This window comes from Streptomyces sp. NPDC027672 (assembly GCF_055566335.1).
Genome location: NZ_JBVHSO010000002.1, coordinates 38,786 through 55,399 on the forward strand (window position 1 = coordinate 38,786; position 16,614 = coordinate 55,399).

A 16,614-nucleotide genomic window follows, 5' to 3' on the forward strand; every position below is an offset into this window, starting at 1 on the left:
GGGTAGGACTCCCCTGGGGCGCGGGTCAGTAGAGCACCGGCAGGTCCCCGGGGCGGACGCGCAGGGTGACCGGCAAGGTGGCCTCCACCTCGCCGTCGGCGCCGTACGGCACGGGCCGGCCGGCCTCGACGCGCAGCTCCCGGCCGCGCAGGACGCGCACCTCGGGGCGGCGGACGTGGGCGCCGGTCCGCAGCTCGCGCATCAGCGTGAAGAACAGCCGGCGCGGGGCCTCGCGGATCAGCACGATGTCGAGAAGTCCGTCGTCGACCTTCGCGCCGGGGGCGATGAGCCGGCCGGAGCCGTAATAGGGCGAGTTGGCGGCTACGACGGTGTAGCCGCGGTGGGTGTGTTCCGTACCGTCGACGGTGACGCGGTAGTCGGCCGGCCGCCAGGCGGCGACCGCCCGCAGGCCGCCCGCGTAGTAGGAGGCGGCACCGCGCAGCAGCCGGGCGTTGTTGGCGTGCCGGTTGGCCTCCGCGTCGACACCGGCGTACACGCTGCCCAGGACGACGGTGCGCGGATGGACGGCCGACTCGACCTCGATGGTGTCGACGGGCCGCGGCTCGGCGTGCAGCAGGAGGTCCGCCAGCGCCTCGGGTTCGGCGGGCAGGCGCAGGGCGCGGGCGAAGTCGTTGCCGCGGCCGGCCGGTACGAGGCCGAGCACGGTGCCGGTGCCGCTGAGCGCGCCGCCGATGCCGCCGGCGATGCCGTCGCCGCCCACGGCCAGGACGATCCGGCCGCGCCCGCCCGCCCTGCGGGCGATGTCCTGGGCGTGGGCGAGGCTGTGGCTGTACTCGGTCTCCAGTCCGGCGCCGGCCGCGCGCAGCAGCCGGGCCAGCCGGAGCAGGGTCGCCGCCCCGGTGGAGCCGCCCGCTGTGGGGTTGACGACGGCGGTGAACTGGCGCATCGGTGTGCCTTTCGCGGCAGGCGGTCGGTTCGGGTGGTCAGTCGGTGGGCAGCAGGACGCCCGGGTTGAGCAGGCCGTCCGGGTCCAGGCGGTGCTTGACGGCGCGCAGCACCGAGACGCCGAGCGGGCCGGCCTCGCGGACGTACCAGTCGCGGTGGTCGGTGCCGACCCCGTGGTGGTGGGAGATGGTGCCGCCGGCCGCCAGGACGGCTTCGTTGGCGGCGTGCTTGGCGGGCGTCCAGTGGGCCACCGGGTCCTCGCCCTGGGCGCTGACGACGGTGAAGTACAGCGAGGCGCCGTTCTCGTAGACGTGGGAGATGTGGCACATCACCAGGGGCGGGGTGCCGGCCCGGGTGAGGGTGTCGGTCAGGGCGGTGCGGACGGCCGTGTAGAGGCCGGGGAGGCGGGACCAGAACGCGGCGGTCTCCAGCGTCTCGGCGAAGGCGCCCGCGTCGAGCAGGGCGTCGCGCAGATAGGGCGCGGAGTAGCGGCCGTGCGCCCAGCGTTCGCCGGGTGCGGTGCCGGCCGGGGTGCCGCCGCAGGCCCGCAGGACGTCCGCCGCCCGCTCGCGGCGGTGTGCGGTGTCCTCGGCGGTGCCCTCGTAGCCGGCGATCGCCAGGCAGCCGGTGCCGTCCGGCTCCGGGCCGGCGCCGATCGCGTCGGGCTGCGCGAGGCCGATGAACGTCTCGGTCTCGTCGGACAGGCGCAGCACGGTGGGCCGGGGCCCGTCCTGGGCGAGCCGGCGCAGCGCCGCCGTGCCCTCCTCGAAGGAGCCGAAGCGCCAGCCCTCGTACACCCGGGCCTCGGGCAGCGGGCGGATCCGTACGGTGACGGAGGTGATGACGCCGAAGGCGCCCTCGGAGCCGAGGATCAGCTGGCGCAGGTCGGGTCCGGCGGCGGAGCGGGGGGCGCGGCCGGTGTCGAGGGTGCCCTCGGGGGTGGCGAGGGTCAGGCCGAGCACCATCTCGTCGAACCGGCCGTACCCGGCGGACGCCTGTCCGCTGGAGCGGGCGGCGGCGAACCCGCCGAGGGTGGCCCACTCGAAGGACTGCGGGAAGTGGCCGAGGGTGAACCCCCTTGCGTTGAGCCGCCGTTCGGCCTCGGGGGCGCGCAGGCCGGGCTGGAGGACGGCGGTGCGCGAGACCGGGTCGAGGTCGAGCAGGGCGTCCATGCGGCGCAGGTCCAGGGCGACGAACGCGCTGCGCTGCGGGGCGAGTCCGCCGACCACGGAGGTGCCGCCGCCGAAGGGGACGACGGCCAGGCCGTGCGCGGCGCAGACGCGGAGCACGGCGAGCACCTGGTCGTGGCCGGCGGGCAGGACGACGGCCTGCGGTACGTCGGCGAGGTCGCCGGCGCGGATGCGCAGCAGGTCGGGGGTGGACTTGCCGCGGGTGTGCCGGACGCGGGTCTCCGGGTCGGTGCGGACGTGCTGTGCGCCGTCCACGGCCCCGGCGAGCGCCGTCAGGGCGGCGGGCGCGACGACGGGTTCGGGCGGGCGGACGTCCGCCAGGGCGAGCGGGGGCGTGCTGCGCGGCCGGACGCCGAGCAGGTCGCGCAGCAGCCCGGTCACCGTGTCGGGCAGTGGCGCCGCCTTGGCCGGGTCGCCCCAGCCGTTCCACAGCATGTCCATTGAACGGTCGTCCTCACAGGGTCGGTGTGCTGGTCGGGGTCCTGGCCCCGGTGTCCGGTGCTTGGTGCTCGGCTCGGTGCTCGGTGCTGGGTGCTCGGTGCGCGCGGTGCGGCTGCCGTGCCCCGTGCCGGGACGCTTCCGCCCGGCCTCCGGGGCGTTACACTGTGACACATGACGCCTATTCGTCACAACGGTTCGGACAGTGATCCCGTGCTCGACGCGGCACGCGACTGCGTGCTGGCCGTCGGGGTACGGCGCACCACGCTCGCCGACGTCGCCCGGCGGGCCGGCGTCTCCCGGATGACGCTCTACCGGCGCTGGCCGGACCTGCGGACCCTGGTGGGCGATCTGATGACCCGGGAGTGGATCGAGGTGGCCACCCGGGCCATCCCTGAGCCCGCGCCCGGCGTCGCCACGCGCACCCGGATCGTGGACGGACTGGTGGCCGGGGTGGAGGCGTTCCGCGCGCATCCGCTCTTCCGCAAGATCGTCGACGTGGACCCGGAACTGCTCCTGCCGTATGTGCTCGACCGGCGCGGCGCCAGCCAGGAAGCGCTGCTGGCGCTGCTGGGGGACGCGTTGCGCGAGGGCCACGCGGACGGGTCCGTACGGCCCGGTCACACCGAACGGCAGGCCCGCGCCGTGCTGTTGACCGTGCAGTCCTTCACCCTGTCCCTGCGCACGATGACCGACGAGGACGACCCGGAGCTGGACTCCGCCGCGTTCCTCGGCGAGCTGCGCGCCCTCCTGGAGAGGACCCTGACGCCATGAGCCACACCGAGGCCGCGCCCGGCTCGTCCCTCGACGCGGGCCGGCGCGCCCGGGACCTGGCCGAGGCCGCGTCCGGCCGGACGGCCGACGTCCTGGTCGTCGGGCTCGGCGCCACCGGTGCCGGGGCCGCGCTGGACGCGGCGGCCCGCGGGCTGGACGTCGTCGCGGTGGACGCCCACGACCTGGCCTTCGGCACCTCCCGCTGGAGTTCGAAGCTGATCCACGGCGGGCTGCGGTATCTGGCCTCCGGGCAGTTCGACGTGGCCCACGAGAGCGCGGTCGAACGCGGTGTGCTGATGACCCGTACGGCCCCGCACCTGGTGGCCGCCCAGCCGTTCGTGCTGCCGCTGACCCCGCTGGTGTCCCGGGCCCAGGCCGGGGTGGCCTGGGCCGGCTTCCGGGCCGGGGACGTGCTGCGGCTGGCCGCCCGCACCCCGCGAGGGGTCCTGCCCGCGCCGCGCCGGCTGTCGGCGACCGAGGCCCGGCACCTGGCGCCGTCGGTCCGCGCGGCCGGACTGCGCGGCGGACTGCTGTCCTGGGACGGCAGGGTGACCGACGACGCCCGGCTGGTGACCGCGCTCGCCAGGACGGCCGCCGCGCGCGGCGCCCGGGTGCTGACCCGGGTGCGGGCGCTGGAGCTGACCGGGACCGGCGCCCGGATACGCGACGAACTCACCGGCGAGGAGGGCGAGATCAGGGCCCGCGCGGTGATCAACGCCGCCGGGGTGTGGGCGGGCGGCCTCGCCGACGGCATCCGGATCCGCCCGTCCCGCGGAACCCATCTGGTGCTGCGCTCGGAGCGGCTCGGCGCGCTGCCCGCCGGCCTGCACGTGCCCGTCCCCGGCGAGAGCAACCGTTTCGTGCTGGTCCTGCCGCAGGGCGACGGCCGGGTCTACGTCGGCCTGACGGACGAGCCGGTCGACGGCGGCATCCCGGATGTGCCGGAGGTGCCCGAGACCGACATCGGCTTCCTGCTGGACGTGCTCGGCTCCCTGCTGGACGCTCCCGTGTCCCGGGACGAGGTCGTCGGTGCCTTCGCCGGGCTGCGCCCGCTGCTGGACACCTCCGCGCACGACGGTGCCGGGCCGGCGCCGCGCACCTCCGACATCTCCCGCCGGCACGCGGTGCTGACCTCGCCCGACGGTGTCACCACCGTGGTCGGCGGCAAGCTCACCACCTACCGGCGGATGGCCGAGGACGCCGTGGACGCCGCGGCCGTGGCGAGCGGGCTGCGCGCGGCCCCCTCCCCCACCGCCGCGCTGCCCCTGATCGGCGCCGCCGCGCCCGGACGGCTGCGCGCCCTGCCCGCGCCCGGCCGGCTGATCCGCCGCTACGGCACCGAGGCCGTGGCCGTCCACGCCCTCGCCGTCCAGGACCCCGCCCTGGCCGAGCCCGTGCTCCCCGGCCACCCCGTCACCCGCGCGGAACTGCTCTGGGCGGCCCGGCACGAGGGCGCGCTCGACGAGTCCGACCTGCTGGACCGCCGTACCCGCATCGGCCTGGTCCCCGAGGACCGCGCCCGAGCGCTGCCCGCCGCCCGGGAAACGCTGGAGCGCGCACGGACGGCACACCGCTGACCCGGACGACCGCTCCCCCGGCCCGCACCGGGCCAGGCGTGCCCGTCCCACCGGGCCGCTGGAGCGCGCACGGACCGCACACCGCTGACCCGGACGACCGCTCCCCGGCCCGCACCGGGCCGGGCGTGCCCGTCCCACCGGGTCAGAGCAGGCGGCGGATGTCGCCGCGGACCCGGTAGAAGCCGCCTGCCGCCGGGTGCAGGGCGTCGACCACGTAGCGCGCGCCGGGTTCGCGTATCGCGCGGGGGAACTGGACGTTCCAGGAGGAGTCGTAGCCGTCCGATATCACGTGCACCCGCACCCGGCCGTCCTCCCGGACGCACTCGACCACCACCGACCCGGCGGGCGCCCGCTCGACCGCGGACACCGCTGCCGCGCCCGTGGCGGGGGCGTACGCCGGCAGGGCGGCGGCCAGTTTCACGTCCCGCACCACCGGCACCGTGCCCTGCTGGGCCGCGGCGACGGCCGCCTCGCTCGCGTCCACGCACACCAGCGAGCCGTCGGTGGTGACCAGGTACAGCCGCTCGTCGCGGTACTGCATCGACAGCGCCGAACCGCCGCCCGTGCCCAGCTTCCACAGCCGCCGGCCGTCCCGGTCGAAGCAGTACACGGAGGAGGCCGCGTCACCGGCGAAGACGAACCGGCCGCCGGGTGAGGTGGCGCACGAGTACACCGGGCCGTCGCACGCGTACGTCGCCTCGACGGCGCCGGTGGCCTTCGACAGCCGCTGGACCACGCGGTGTGCGGTGCCCGCGTACACCGCCTCCTCCTCCTGCCAGCCGAAGAGCACGCCGCCTCGGGTGGGCGTGTGCCACAACTGGCCGCCGCCGTCCGGCGCATAGGCGGTGACGCCCCGGTGGTGGCCGTGGTACACGGCCCGGTCGTCGGCGCGCACCATCCAGGCGTGCTCGCCCTGGCTGCGGCGGGACCACTGGTGTTCGTCCTCGTGGTCGATGACCGTGAGCCCGCCCGCGCGGTCCGAGACGTCGAGGACGCCCTCGTGGATGTCCAGCCAGAAGATGTCGACGTCCGCGGCGATGTCGTAGGCGGCGAAGGGCAGTTTGGCGGAGAGGTCGTACACCTTGCCGTCGTCGCAGCCGGCGTAGATCCAGAAGTCGTCGGCGACCAGGCACTTCACGCCGTCGGGAAGGCTGAAGCGGGCCAGGACGGCGCCCTCGTGGTCCAGGGTGTAGACGTCGCCGGCCTGGTTCCCCACCCAGCAGCGCTCGTCGTCGACGTGGATGCCGAACGCGGCGGAGCCGGTGCGGAACCGCCACAGCACCGGTGCCACGGCCCGCGCGGTGGACGGCGCGGAACTGACCTGACGGCGGGTCACCGCGCGGGGCGGGCGCTGTCCGCGGACGGCCGGCGCGTATCCCTTGCGGACCTTCTCGCCGACCTTCCGCGCGGCGGCGGCCCGCGCCTTCTCCTCGGTCGGGAACGTGGAGGTCTGGGTCTGCCCGTCGGCGCCGATCCTGCCGTACCGCACCGTCACCACCCGGCCGTCGACCGCCACCTCGTAGAACTTGTGGGCACCGCCGCCCTCCTGCGAAAGCTCCAGATACGTCGTCGACAGCGCGGACACCGCGGACATGGCAGACCTCTCCCCCAGCTGGACCCGCGGCCGTTCCGGCAGGTCCCCGACTGCTGTTCACGGTAGGGGCAGGCACTGACAATCGGCCCTGCGGCGGATCGCGGCCGGCCGCCGCGGGTCGCCGCCGGTCGCCCCCGGTCGCGGCCGGAAGCCGCGGACGGCCGGTACGGCCATCGGTGGTCGGCGGGCGGTGGTGGGCGGACAGCGCGGTGGTCGGCCTGGCGGTCGACGGTCGACGGTCGGCGGTCGGCCGCCAGCGGTTACGGCGCGTCGGCCGCCGTCGGCGTCGGTGACTCCATGCCGCCCAGTAGCCGGTGCAGGCACCGGAGCGCGAGCGCGGCCGGGGAGCCCTCGCCCGTGACGCCGGCCTCCGTGCCGGCCCAGGTCTCCAGCGCGATGCGGATCGCGTCCGTGGCCGCCGCCGCGACCAGGCGCACCTCCAGCGCGTCCGGACTCGCTTGCGCGAGCCGGGCGACGACCGGGACGAGCCGCTCCTCGGACTCCTGGTTCACCCGGTACCACACCGCGCGCAGCGCGGGATCGTCCGCGGCGGCGCGCAGCAGCCCCCGGGTCCGCAGCAGCGCCTCGGCGGCCTCCTCGTCCGGCGCGGTGAGCGACTGCTCCACCGCCGTCGCCAGCGCCCGGAACAGACCGGCCCCGGGCTCGGCCGCCTCCAGCAGCGCCCGCCACCGGTCGGCCCCGGCCGCGAGCAGCGGGCTCACCGCGTCCTGCTTGGAGCGGAAGTAGCGGTAGAAGGTGCGCAGCGCGACGCCCGCGTGCCGGGCGATCTCCTCGGCGGTGGTCGCGTGCGGGCCCTGGGCGGCGAACAGCCCGGCCGCCGCGTGGGCGATGTCGAGCTGGGTCGCGGCCTTGCGGCGCTCGGTCAGGGAGGAGGGCGGCGGCTTCGTGCTCACCTCTGAAGCGTACGGCCCCGCACAGCCAGGTGGCATCCGATGCCGTAATGGCAAAACGTGCCATGACGGCGTAACGTGAAGGACACCGAGGCGCCGGACGGCAAGAGAACCGGCGTCCCACAGGGCTCGCCGCACCCCGGCGGGCCGGGCAGGAGAAACACACATGAACCGCTACGACGGCCGCCGCGTGCTGATCACCGGAGGCGGCTCCGGCATCGGCCAGGCCACCGTGCTGCGCGTCCTCGCCGAGGGCGGCAGCGTGGTGGCCGCGGACGTGAGCGAACGGGGCCTTCGGGACACCGCGGAGAAGGCCGGCGGCTTGGCGGACCGGCTGACGACCCTGGTCATCGACGTCGCCGACGAGACCTCCGTGCGTGCCGGGACGGCCGCGGCGATCGCTTCGCTCGGCGGTCTGGACGTGCTGGTCAACGCCGCCGGGATCCTGCGCTCCTCGCACACGGACCGCACGAGCCTTGCGGACTTCACCCGCGTCCTCCAGGTGAACCTCGTCGGCACCTTCCTGATGATCCGCGAGGCGATACCGGCGCTGCTGGACGGCCGGGACGCCGCGGTCGTCAACTTCAGCTCCACCTCCGCCGCGTTCGCGCACCCCTACATGGCGGCGTACGCGGCGAGCAAGGGCGGCATCCAGTCGATGACGCACGCGCTCGCGGCCGAGTACGCCGGCCGGGGCATCCGCTTCACCGCCGTCCAGCCGGGCTCCATCTCCAGCGGCATGACCGACGGCAGCGGTGCCAGCGGCCAGAGCACGGGGCCAGGCCTGCCCGCCGACGCCGACATGACCCTGTTCGCCAAGCTGTCCCCGGCCCTCGGCCAGGGCTTCGCCGGACCGGAGACGGTGGCGTCCGTCGTGGCGATGCTGGCCTCCCGGGACGGCGCGTTCATCACGGGCACGGAGATCCGCGTCGACGGCGGAACCCACTTCTGACCGCCGCGGTGCGCGGACCGGTGCTCGGCGCAGGTCTGCTCTCGTCGTAGTGCTGTGCCCCGGCCACCCGTGGTGGCCGGGGCACTAGGAGGCCTGGACGGCCCAGGCGCCCTCGCGGGTGGAGTTGTCGCTGATGGTGACGTAGTCGCCGGTCGCCTGGTCGCGGAGCACGGTGATGTTCGGCTGGTGCGCGACGGGATGCTCCTTCTGTCAGGACCGCTGAGCCGAGAGCTGCGGATACATGGCCGCGAGGTCTCCGGACAGACCGGCCTTGACCTGCCTGCTGACATCGTCCGCCAGCACCTCGTACGTCCCGGTCTCCACGCCGTCGAGCGCGAGCGCGGCGACCTGGTGGGGGCTGGACTTGGGCGCGTCCACGTGCGCGGTCATGTCGGTGTCGACGTAGCCGACGTGCAGCCCGGTCACGCCGATGCCGCGCGGGGCCAGTTCCAGGCGCAGGGAGTTCGTCTGGGACCACAGGGCGGCCTTGGTCGCGCTGTAGGAGCCGGCGAGACCGATCCAGGAGAGCGCGGAGTGGACGTTGAGCAGGTGACCGCCGCCGTTGCGCTGGAGGATCGGCACGAAGGCCCGGGTGACCAGCAGCGGGCCGAAGAAGTTGGTCTCGAACTCCCGGCGTACGTCGTCGAGCGGGGCGTCGAGGAAGGAGTGCGCGCCCAGCGAGATGCCCGCGTTGTTGACGAGGACGGTGACGTCGGGCGCCGCCGTCGCCGCGGCCTGGACGGACTGCGGGTCGGTGACCTCCAGCGCGAGGGGCACGGCGTCCGGATGGGTGACGGTGCGGGGGTCGCGGGCCGTCGCGTACACCTTGGCGGCGCCGCGCGCGTACAGCTCTTCCACCAGCGCCTTGCCCAGCCCGCGGCTGCCGCCGGTGACCAGCGCGACGGAGTTCTTGATCGAGGTCATGTGCGTCTCCAGACAGGAAAACCGATCGGTTTCCACTACCGTAAACCGATCGGTTTCCCGCGGCAAGCGGGATGGTCAAGTCAGATGCGAGTGCGTGGGAAATCCCAACCGAGCAGGTGGGGCGGCGACCGACGGGGCGGGGAACGGCCCGAGCGCGTGGATGACCGTTCCCCGCCCCTGCCGGCCGGACCGCCGACGCCTGGGCGGCCGGGGCGGCGCGCCGGTCCACGGACACGACCGGCGCGCGAACCCGCACCGCCGGTCGCCGGTCCTGCTCCGACCCTCCGCCACCGCGCCCGCCCGCGCCATCCGGAGGGGCCCGGGCGGGTGAAAGAGGAGCGCTGACGCCCTCCGCTCACCCCAGCCGCCGGCCCGCCCCGCTCCCGTCCGCGCCCCCCGGCGCCCGCACCCCGCTCCCCCGCCCCTCGACCCCCGTCGACGACCTGCGGGAACTCCCTGCGTTGCCCGGGAAGTTGATATGGGAAGCTGGGCCCGGCCGGTGCGGGCCGAGGCCGTACCGGCCGTGGAGAGGAGCACAGCGTGACAGAGAACGGCGTCGAGGCCGTCACCATCGACACCAGCAGACCCCATCCCGCGCGGATCTACGACTACCTGCTGGGCGGCAAGGACAACTACGAGGTGGACCAGCAGGCCGGCGACCGGCTCGCCGCCGCGGCCCCCGAGGCACGGATCGGCGTCCGGGCGAACCGCGCCTTCCTCCAGCGCGCCGTGCGCTACGTGGTGGGCAGCGGGATCCGGCAGATCCTGGACATCGGCACCGGACTGCCCACCTCGCCGAACGTGCACGAGGTCGCGCAGAAGGTGGCGTCCGATGTGCGCGTGGCCTACGTTGACAACGACCCGATCGTCGCCGCGCATGGAAACGCCCTGCTCAGCCGGTCCGGCACGACCCGCATCGTCCTGGGCGACCTGCGTGAGCCGCGGGCCGTCCTGGACCACCCGGACATCCGCCAGCTCATCGACTTCGATCAGCCGGTCGCCGTACTCCTCGTCGCCATCCTGCACTTCCTCGCCGACACGGACCGGCCCGCCGAGGTCGTCGCCACCCTGCGCGACGCGCTGCCCGCCGGCAGCTTCCTGGTGCTGTCGCACGCGACGGGTGACTTCGCCGACCGCTCCGCCGCCCAGGACGTCTACACCAACGCCACCGCCTCGCTGAACCTGCGCACCCGCGCCGAGGTGGAGCGGTTCTTCGACGGTTTCGAGCTGGTCGAACCGGGCCTGGCCCAGGTGCCGTTCTGGCGCCCGGACGCCCCGCCGCCGCCCAGGTCCGAGGAGATCGGTTTCTACGGCGGCGTGGCCCGCATGTCCGCCTGACCGGCCGGTCCCCTCCCGCACTCCCGCAGCGCTCCCGCACGGAGGACCGGTGGCCCGCCCTCGGCGAGGACGGGCCACCACCGGACGCCACGGACCGGCACGGGACACGCACCACGGACCGGCACGGGACACGCACCACGGACCGGCACGGGACACGCACCACGGACCGGCACGGGACACGCACCACGGACCGGCACGGCAAAGCGCGGGAGGCACAGCCGCCCCCACCCGGGAAGCCGCCGCCCTCACGGGCCGCCGCCGACCACCATGGTGCCGCCGACCCCCGTGGTGCGCCGGGCGTACCGGTGGGACGCTGGAGGAGAGAGGTGTCCGACCAGGCGACCCTGGAGGGCCGATGGGGCGTGACGTTCCGGCGCTCGTCTTCACCCGCGAGGACCGCCGCCGGTACCGGACCAAGATGCAGAGGTGCCTGGAGGCGTTCGCGCAGATGCTGCGCGAGGCGCGCTTCGACGCGGAGCGGCCCCAGGTGGGCCTGGAGATCGAACTGAACCTGGTGGACGAGGACGCCGAGCCGGCGATGCGCAACAGCGATGTGCTGGAGGCGATCTCCGACCCGGCGTGGTCCACCGAGCTGGGCCGGTTCAACCTGGAGATCAACGTCCCGCCGCGGCGGCTGGTCGCGGGCGGTCCGGACGCCTGGGAGGCGGAGATCCGGGCCGCGCTGAACCACGCCGAACAGCGGGCCCGGTCGGTCGGCACCCGGCTGATCACGGTCGGGATCCTGCCCACGCTGCGGCAGGAGGAGATCGGCGAGGGCGCGCTGTCGGAGAACCCCCGCTACCGGCTGCTCAACGACCAGGTCTTCGCGGCCCGCGGCGAGGACCTGCGCATCGAGATCGACGGCGCCGACCGGCTGCGGACCTACGCGGACACCATCACCCCGGAGGCCGCGTGCACCAGTACGCAGTTCCATCTCCAGGTGTCGCCCGAGGAGTTCGCCGGCTACTGGAACGCGGCGCAGGCGATCGCCGGGGTGCAGGTCGCGCTCGCGGCCAACTCGCCGTTCCTCTTCGGCAAGGAGCTGTGGCACGAGACGCGGATCCCGCTGTTCGAGCAGGCCACCGACACCCGCCCGGAGGAGATCAAGGTGCAGGGAGTACGGCCCCGGGTCTGGTTCGGGGAGCGGTGGATCACCAGCGTGTTCGACCTGTTCGAGGAGAACCTGCGGTACTTCCCGGCCCTGCTGCCCCTGTGCGACGCGCAGGACCCGGCGGAGACCCTGGACCGCGGTGACGTCCCGGAACTGTCCGAACTCACCCTGCACAACGGCACGATCTACCGCTGGAACCGGCCGGTGTACGCCGTAGCCCACGACCGGCCGCACATCCGGGTGGAGAACCGGGTGCTGCCCGCCGGACCGACCGTCGCCGACACCCTCGCCAACGGCGCGTTCTACTACGGCCTCACCCGCGCCCTGGTGGAGGAGGACCGGCCGGTGTGGTCGCGGATGTCCTTCGCCGCCGCCGAGGACAACCTGCACGCCGCCGCCCGGTACGGCATCGACGCGCCGCTGTACTGGCCCGGGATGGGCGAGGTGCCGGCGCCGGAACTGGTGCTGCGCCGGCTGCTGCCGCTCGCGCACCGGGGCCTGGAGCTGTCCGGCATGGACGCCGCCTGGCGGGAGCCGCTGCTCGGCGTGATCGAGCAGCGCTGTGTGACGGCGCGCAACGGGGCGGTGTGGCAGAAGGAGATGTTCCACCACCTCGCCGCCACCACCCACTCAGGCCGGCACGAGGCGCTGCGCCGGATGACGCAGGTGTACATCGACTACATGCACCTCAACGCCCCGGTGCACACCTGGCCGGTCGACTGACCGGCGCCGGGGCCGGGGCCGGCGGCGCGGACAGATCCTAGGCCGGTGCCCGGGTCGGTCGTTCCAGGCTGGTTCCCGGGCATGCCGAGGCTTCCGGCAGGTGGGTCTTGGCCCACTGCGCCAGTTCGCGGAGCGCCGGTTCCAGGGCCGCGCCGGCGCCGGTCAGCCGGTAGGACACGCGCAGAGGCGGGCCCTCGTCGACCTCGCGCAGGAGCAGCCCGGCCGCGCCGAGTTCGGCGAGCCGGTCGGAGAGCATGCGTTCGCTGATGCCGGGGATGGCCCGGCGGAGGTCGGCGAAGTACGCGGGCTGTTCCACCAGGACGGCCACGATCGGCCCGCTCCAGCGCTTGCCGAGGAGCTGGAAGACACGGGTGATGCCGTCGTCCACCCGCTTGCAGGCCGCGCTGTCGTGGTTCTCGTCCATTACCTCATGCTACTACCCCGCCGTAGGGTGCTGAAGAAAAGTAAGCTCATGTGGTAAACATAGTCCAGTACGAAACATCAGCCCAACGCTCCCGGCGTCCGGCTGCCCAGCCCTTTCCCGGAGACATCCATGGCCACGCTGCTGCACATCGACTCGTCCCTCTTCCCGGCCGGGGCGTCCGCCTCCCGCGCCGTGACGGAAACCTTCCGCAAGCACTGGGAGGAGGAGCACCCGGAGGGCACGGTCGTCTACCGCGACCTGGCGGCGCAGCCCGTCGCGCACATCACCGCCGACGCGCACCTCGCCGGCTTCGTCGACCCGGCCGACCACACTCCGGAGCAGGCCGCCGCCTTCGCCGAACGCGTCAAGCTGATCGAGGAGCTTGAGCAGGCCGACGCGGTGCTGATCGGCGCCCCGATGTACAACTACTCGATCCCGTCGACCCTCAAGGCCTGGGTGGACAACGTGATCCTGATCGGCCGCACCGCGGGCGCGTCGCCCTCCGCCAAGGGCACCCCGGTGACCATAGTCGCCAGCCGCGGCGGCTCGTACGCGCCGGGCACGCCGCGCGAGGGATACGAGTACGTGCAGAACTACCTCAAGGCCGTCTTCGCCGACGCCTTCGGCATGGACGTGGAGTTCATCGTCCCGGAGCTGACCGCGGCGACGCAGAACCCGGCGATGTCCGAGCTGGTCCCGCTGTACGAGGCCTCCCGCGACCGCGCCCTGGCGGACGCCGCCACCCGCGCGCGGGACCTCGCCAAGCGCCTCGCGGCCTGAGTCCGCAGGGGCGTGAGTCCGCACGGGCCCATGCCCGAACCGGCAGGCGCCTGAACCGGCTCCCGCCCGCACCGGCCCGCGCCCGCCGGGCACCACGACACCGCCCGGCCCGCACCACCACGGCGCCGCGCCACCACGGCAGCGCGAGTCGCCAAGGCGGCGCCACCGCACCGCGGTCGTCAAGGCGCCACGCGCCCAGGCGGCCCCGCCCTGGCCCCGGACCGCCGCACCCGCGGTCCGGGGCCGCGTGCGCGCCACCGCCCGCCCGGCCGTCCTCAGGCGAGGACCAGCACCAGGGGCACGCCCCGGCACGGCACCAGTCGCAGCCCCTCGCAGGTGCGGGGCCGGGCGGTGGCGAGGACGTCGCCGAAGTCCGGGCCCTTGGTGAGGGAGCCGGCGAGGTGGGCCGCGTCGGCGGAGGCGGCGACCCGGCCGCGGGCGTTCACCAGCCGGGCCGGGCGGGCGAGGCCGCGCAGCAGCGGGAGCACCGCCGCCTCGAAGTGCCGCAGATACACGTCGGCCGCCGCCACCCCGGCGAACCGGCCCTCGAACCAGACCGGTTCGGACAGCGTGAGGCTGTACTCGTCGGAACAGAGGTAGTCCACGTACGGGCCCGCCACGGCCCGGCGCCCGGTGGCGCGGGGCAGCGCGAACCAGTCCCAGTGCGTGTAGTCGGAGTAGGCCGACCGGCCGGGGTCGAGATCGAGCAGGAGCGGGCGTACGACACCGTCGGCGCCCGACTGCCACCACTCCAGCCAGGCCGGCGCATCGGCCAGCAGCCCGGGGTCCGCGACGAAGCCGGCCCCCGAGACGAGCGCTTCCCGGTCCAGCCGCAGGTGCAGTCCGGGGCGCAGGGCGGCGAGGTCGCGGCTGACGGGCCGGCGCCCCTCGGCGGCCACCCGGCGCAGCAGGACGGCGGTGTCGGCGCGGGTGGCGGCGACCGCCTCGAAGACGGCTTCCAGCGCACCGCCCACCTGTGCGGCCACCCAGGTCTCCGGTTCGGTGCCGACGGCGGCGAGCCGGGACCTGACGCCCATGGTGTCCTCCAGCGGACGGGAACCGGACGCGGCACGGTCAGAGCGTGAGGCGTACGGCGACGAGCCGCGCCGTCGTCTCCCTGACGCACCGCTCGGCCAGCGTGCCGGCCGTGTGGTCGGCCCCATCCTGCACCGCGGCGACGAGGCGTCGGTGCCGGTCCGCAACTTCTTCACGACAGGCGTCCTCGGCGAGGACGAGACAGGGCAGCGCGCCCACCTCGCTCTGCAGGGCGACCTGTTCGCGGGTGAGCCGGGCGGACTGGGCGGCGGCGGCGAGTTCGACGTGGAAGCGGCCGTACAGCCGGCCGCGCGCCGCCGCGTCCCCGGCCTGGGCCAGCTCCCGCGCCGTACGGCGCAGCGGCCGCAGGTCGGCGGGTTCGGTGCGCTCGGCGGCGAGCCGGGCGGCGGCGCCGGACAGCGCGGCCCAGTGGTCGCCGAGGTCGCGCAGTTCCTCGGTGCTCCAGCCGCGCAGCCGGTCCCGGAGCCGGTCGTCGGCGGGGACCTCGGGCAGCGAGACGAAGCTGCCGCCGCCCCGGCCCCGCCGGGTGGTGACCAGGCCCTGCTGCCGCAGTGCCATGAGCGCCTCGCGCAGGGTGACCGTGGAGACGCCGAGCCGTCCGGCGAGTTCGCTCTCGCCGGGCAGTTGCTCGCCGTCGGCGAGGAGGCCCAGCTCTATGGCGTCGCCGATGCGGTGGACGACCGCGTCGACGCGGGCCCGGCTGTCCACCGGGCTGAAGACGGCCCGGCGGGCGCCGCCCTCTGTCTCGTCCTGCCTCACGGTCACCACCTCGCGCGTTGACGCAACCTTTACCCTAAGGCCCTCTTGAGCTATGACCTATGACTTCATATGTTTGCGGTCAACGTTCAGCGCGCCAGAAAGGTTCCCGTATGGAGGGAATGGCGATCCGGCTGCAGGGCCTGCGGAAGGCGTTCGGCGCGACGGCCGCCGTGGCCGGCGTCGACCTGGAGATACGGGACGGCGAGTTCTTCTCGATGCTCGGCCCGTCCGGCTCTGGGAAGACGACCCTGCTGCGGCTGATCGCCGGGTTCGAGACGCCCGACCAGGGCCGGATCGAACTCGCGGGACAGGAGGTCACCGGTCTCGCGCCGTTCGAGCGGGACGTGCACACCGTCTTCCAGGACTACGCGCTCTTCCCGCACATGACGGTCGAGCAGAACGTCGCCTACGGGCTGCGGGTCCGCAAGGTGCCGAAGGCCGAACGGCTGGTCCGCGCCCGCAAGGCCCTCGCCGAGGTCCGCCTCGAAGGCTACGGGCAGCGGCGGCCCCGCGAGCTGTCCGGCGGTCAGCGCCAGCGCGTCGCACTGGCCCGCGCGCTCGTCGGCCGGCCCCGCGTGCTGCTGCTGGACGAACCGCTCGGCGCGCTCGACCTGAAACTGCGCGAGCAGATGCAGGGCGAACTCAAGGCGCTCCAGCGGGAGGTGGGCATCACCTTCGTCCTCGTCACCCACGACCAGGAGGAGGCCCTGACCATGAGCGACCGGATCGCCGTCGTCGACCAGGGCCGCATCGCCCAGACCGGGACGCCCGCGGAGATCTACGAGCGCCCGGCGACCGCGTTCGTCGCCTCCTTCGTCGGCGTCTCCAACCTGCTCGACGGCGAGACGGCCCACCGGGTCGCCGGCGCTCCGGGCACCTACAGCATCCGCCCGGAGAAGATCCGCCTCCTGAAGGAGTCCGCCGCACCGGACGAGCCGGACCACGCCACCGCCACCGGCACCGTGGCCGAGGTCGTCTACCTCGGGGACGCCACCCGCTTCGTGGTCGACCTGGACGGCGGCGGCCGGCTGACCGCGCTCCAGCAGAACCTGGAGACCTCCTCGGCGGACGCCGCCGCCTACCGGGGCACCCGGGTCCGCCTGGCGTGGCACCGCCGGCACACCGTCCGGCTCCCTTCCTGACTTCCTGATCCCGTC

At 74.5% G+C, this 16,614-nt stretch carries 15 protein-coding genes; 7 read left to right on the top strand and 8 right to left on the bottom strand.

Annotated elements, in window-relative coordinates:
- Window positions 1-25: 25 nt before the first annotated feature.
- Both ACZ4SV_RS04710 and ACZ4SV_RS04715 read right to left on the bottom strand, forming a co-directional pair.
- A complete protein-coding gene (locus ACZ4SV_RS04710) occupies window positions 26-907 on the bottom strand; it encodes a diacylglycerol kinase family protein (RefSeq protein WP_365882641.1) in 882 nt (293 codons plus the stop codon).
- A gap of 37 nt (window positions 908-944) precedes the next feature.
- Window positions 945-2,537: an FAD-binding oxidoreductase gene (locus tag ACZ4SV_RS04715; RefSeq protein WP_468001396.1), complete on the bottom strand. Its 1,593-nt coding sequence runs from the start codon at window positions 2,535-2,537 to the stop codon at window positions 945-947.
- A gap of 171 nt (window positions 2,538-2,708) precedes the next feature.
- Here ACZ4SV_RS04715 and ACZ4SV_RS04720 point away from each other — a divergent pair, with 171 nt between their 5' ends.
- A complete protein-coding gene (locus ACZ4SV_RS04720) occupies window positions 2,709-3,308 on the top strand; it encodes a TetR/AcrR family transcriptional regulator (protein WP_365882645.1) in 600 nt (199 codons plus the stop codon).
- A complete protein-coding gene (locus ACZ4SV_RS04725) occupies window positions 3,305-4,885 on the top strand; it encodes a glycerol-3-phosphate dehydrogenase/oxidase (protein ID WP_468001398.1) in 1,581 nt (526 codons plus the stop codon). Before ACZ4SV_RS04720 ends, ACZ4SV_RS04725 begins: the two co-directional genes overlap by 4 nt.
- 142 nt (window positions 4,886-5,027) lie before the next feature.
- Here the strand turns inward: ACZ4SV_RS04725 and ACZ4SV_RS04730 are convergent, their stop codons facing one another.
- A complete protein-coding gene (locus tag ACZ4SV_RS04730) occupies window positions 5,028-6,479 on the bottom strand; it encodes a WGR domain-containing protein (RefSeq protein WP_468001400.1) in 1,452 nt (483 codons plus the stop codon).
- A 260-nt stretch (window positions 6,480-6,739) separates the two neighbouring features.
- Window positions 6,740-7,393: a TetR family transcriptional regulator gene (locus ACZ4SV_RS04735; RefSeq protein ID WP_468001402.1), complete on the bottom strand. Its 654-nt coding sequence runs from the start codon at window positions 7,391-7,393 to the stop codon at window positions 6,740-6,742.
- A gap of 163 nt (window positions 7,394-7,556) precedes the next feature.
- Here ACZ4SV_RS04735 and ACZ4SV_RS04740 point away from each other — a divergent pair, with 163 nt between their 5' ends.
- On the top strand, window positions 7,557-8,342 hold the full coding sequence (locus tag ACZ4SV_RS04740) for an SDR family NAD(P)-dependent oxidoreductase (RefSeq protein WP_468001404.1): 786 nt from the start codon (window positions 7,557-7,559) through the stop codon (window positions 8,340-8,342).
- Window positions 8,343-8,552: 210 nt separating this feature from the next.
- On the opposite strand, the gene ACZ4SV_RS04745 is transcribed toward ACZ4SV_RS04740, so the two are convergent.
- Entirely contained in the window at window positions 8,553-9,266 is a 714-nt protein-coding gene (locus tag ACZ4SV_RS04745) for an SDR family oxidoreductase (RefSeq protein ID WP_468001406.1), read from the bottom strand.
- A 540-nt stretch (window positions 9,267-9,806) separates the two neighbouring features.
- Between ACZ4SV_RS04745 and ACZ4SV_RS04750 the strand changes: the two genes are divergently transcribed.
- Together ACZ4SV_RS04750 and ACZ4SV_RS04755 are read left to right on the top strand one after the other, a co-directional pair.
- Entirely contained in the window at window positions 9,807-10,604 is a 798-nt protein-coding gene (locus ACZ4SV_RS04750; protein ID WP_468001408.1) for an SAM-dependent methyltransferase, read from the top strand.
- 355 nt (window positions 10,605-10,959) lie between these two features.
- Window positions 10,960-12,438: a glutamate-cysteine ligase family protein gene (locus ACZ4SV_RS04755; protein WP_468001410.1), complete on the top strand. Its 1,479-nt coding sequence runs from the start codon at window positions 10,960-10,962 to the stop codon at window positions 12,436-12,438.
- Window positions 12,439-12,475: 37 nt separating this feature from the next.
- Here the strand turns inward: ACZ4SV_RS04755 and ACZ4SV_RS04760 are convergent, their stop codons facing one another.
- A complete protein-coding gene (locus tag ACZ4SV_RS04760) occupies window positions 12,476-12,862 on the bottom strand; it encodes a winged helix-turn-helix transcriptional regulator (RefSeq protein WP_365881356.1) in 387 nt (128 codons plus the stop codon).
- A gap of 129 nt (window positions 12,863-12,991) precedes the next feature.
- Between ACZ4SV_RS04760 and ACZ4SV_RS04765 the strand changes: the two genes are divergently transcribed.
- Window positions 12,992-13,642, top strand: coding sequence for an FMN-dependent NADH-azoreductase (locus tag ACZ4SV_RS04765; RefSeq protein ID WP_468001412.1), 651 nt, complete (start codon window positions 12,992-12,994; stop codon window positions 13,640-13,642).
- Window positions 13,643-13,917: 275 nt separating this feature from the next.
- On the opposite strand, the gene ACZ4SV_RS04770 is transcribed toward ACZ4SV_RS04765, so the two are convergent.
- Window positions 13,918-14,679, bottom strand: coding sequence for a cache domain-containing protein (locus ACZ4SV_RS04770; protein ID WP_468001414.1), 762 nt, complete (start codon window positions 14,677-14,679; stop codon window positions 13,918-13,920).
- Window positions 14,680-14,716: 37 nt separating this feature from the next.
- Window positions 14,717-15,457: a FadR/GntR family transcriptional regulator gene (locus ACZ4SV_RS04775; protein ID WP_397945398.1), complete on the bottom strand. Its 741-nt coding sequence runs from the start codon at window positions 15,455-15,457 to the stop codon at window positions 14,717-14,719.
- 110 nt (window positions 15,458-15,567) lie between these two features.
- Between ACZ4SV_RS04775 and ACZ4SV_RS04780 the strand changes: the two genes are divergently transcribed.
- The gene (locus tag ACZ4SV_RS04780; protein ID WP_468001417.1) at window positions 15,568-16,599 is read left to right on the top strand and encodes an ABC transporter ATP-binding protein; all 1,032 of its coding nucleotides are present in this window, start codon (window positions 15,568-15,570) and stop codon (window positions 16,597-16,599) included.
- Window positions 16,600-16,614 lie beyond the last annotated feature (15 nt).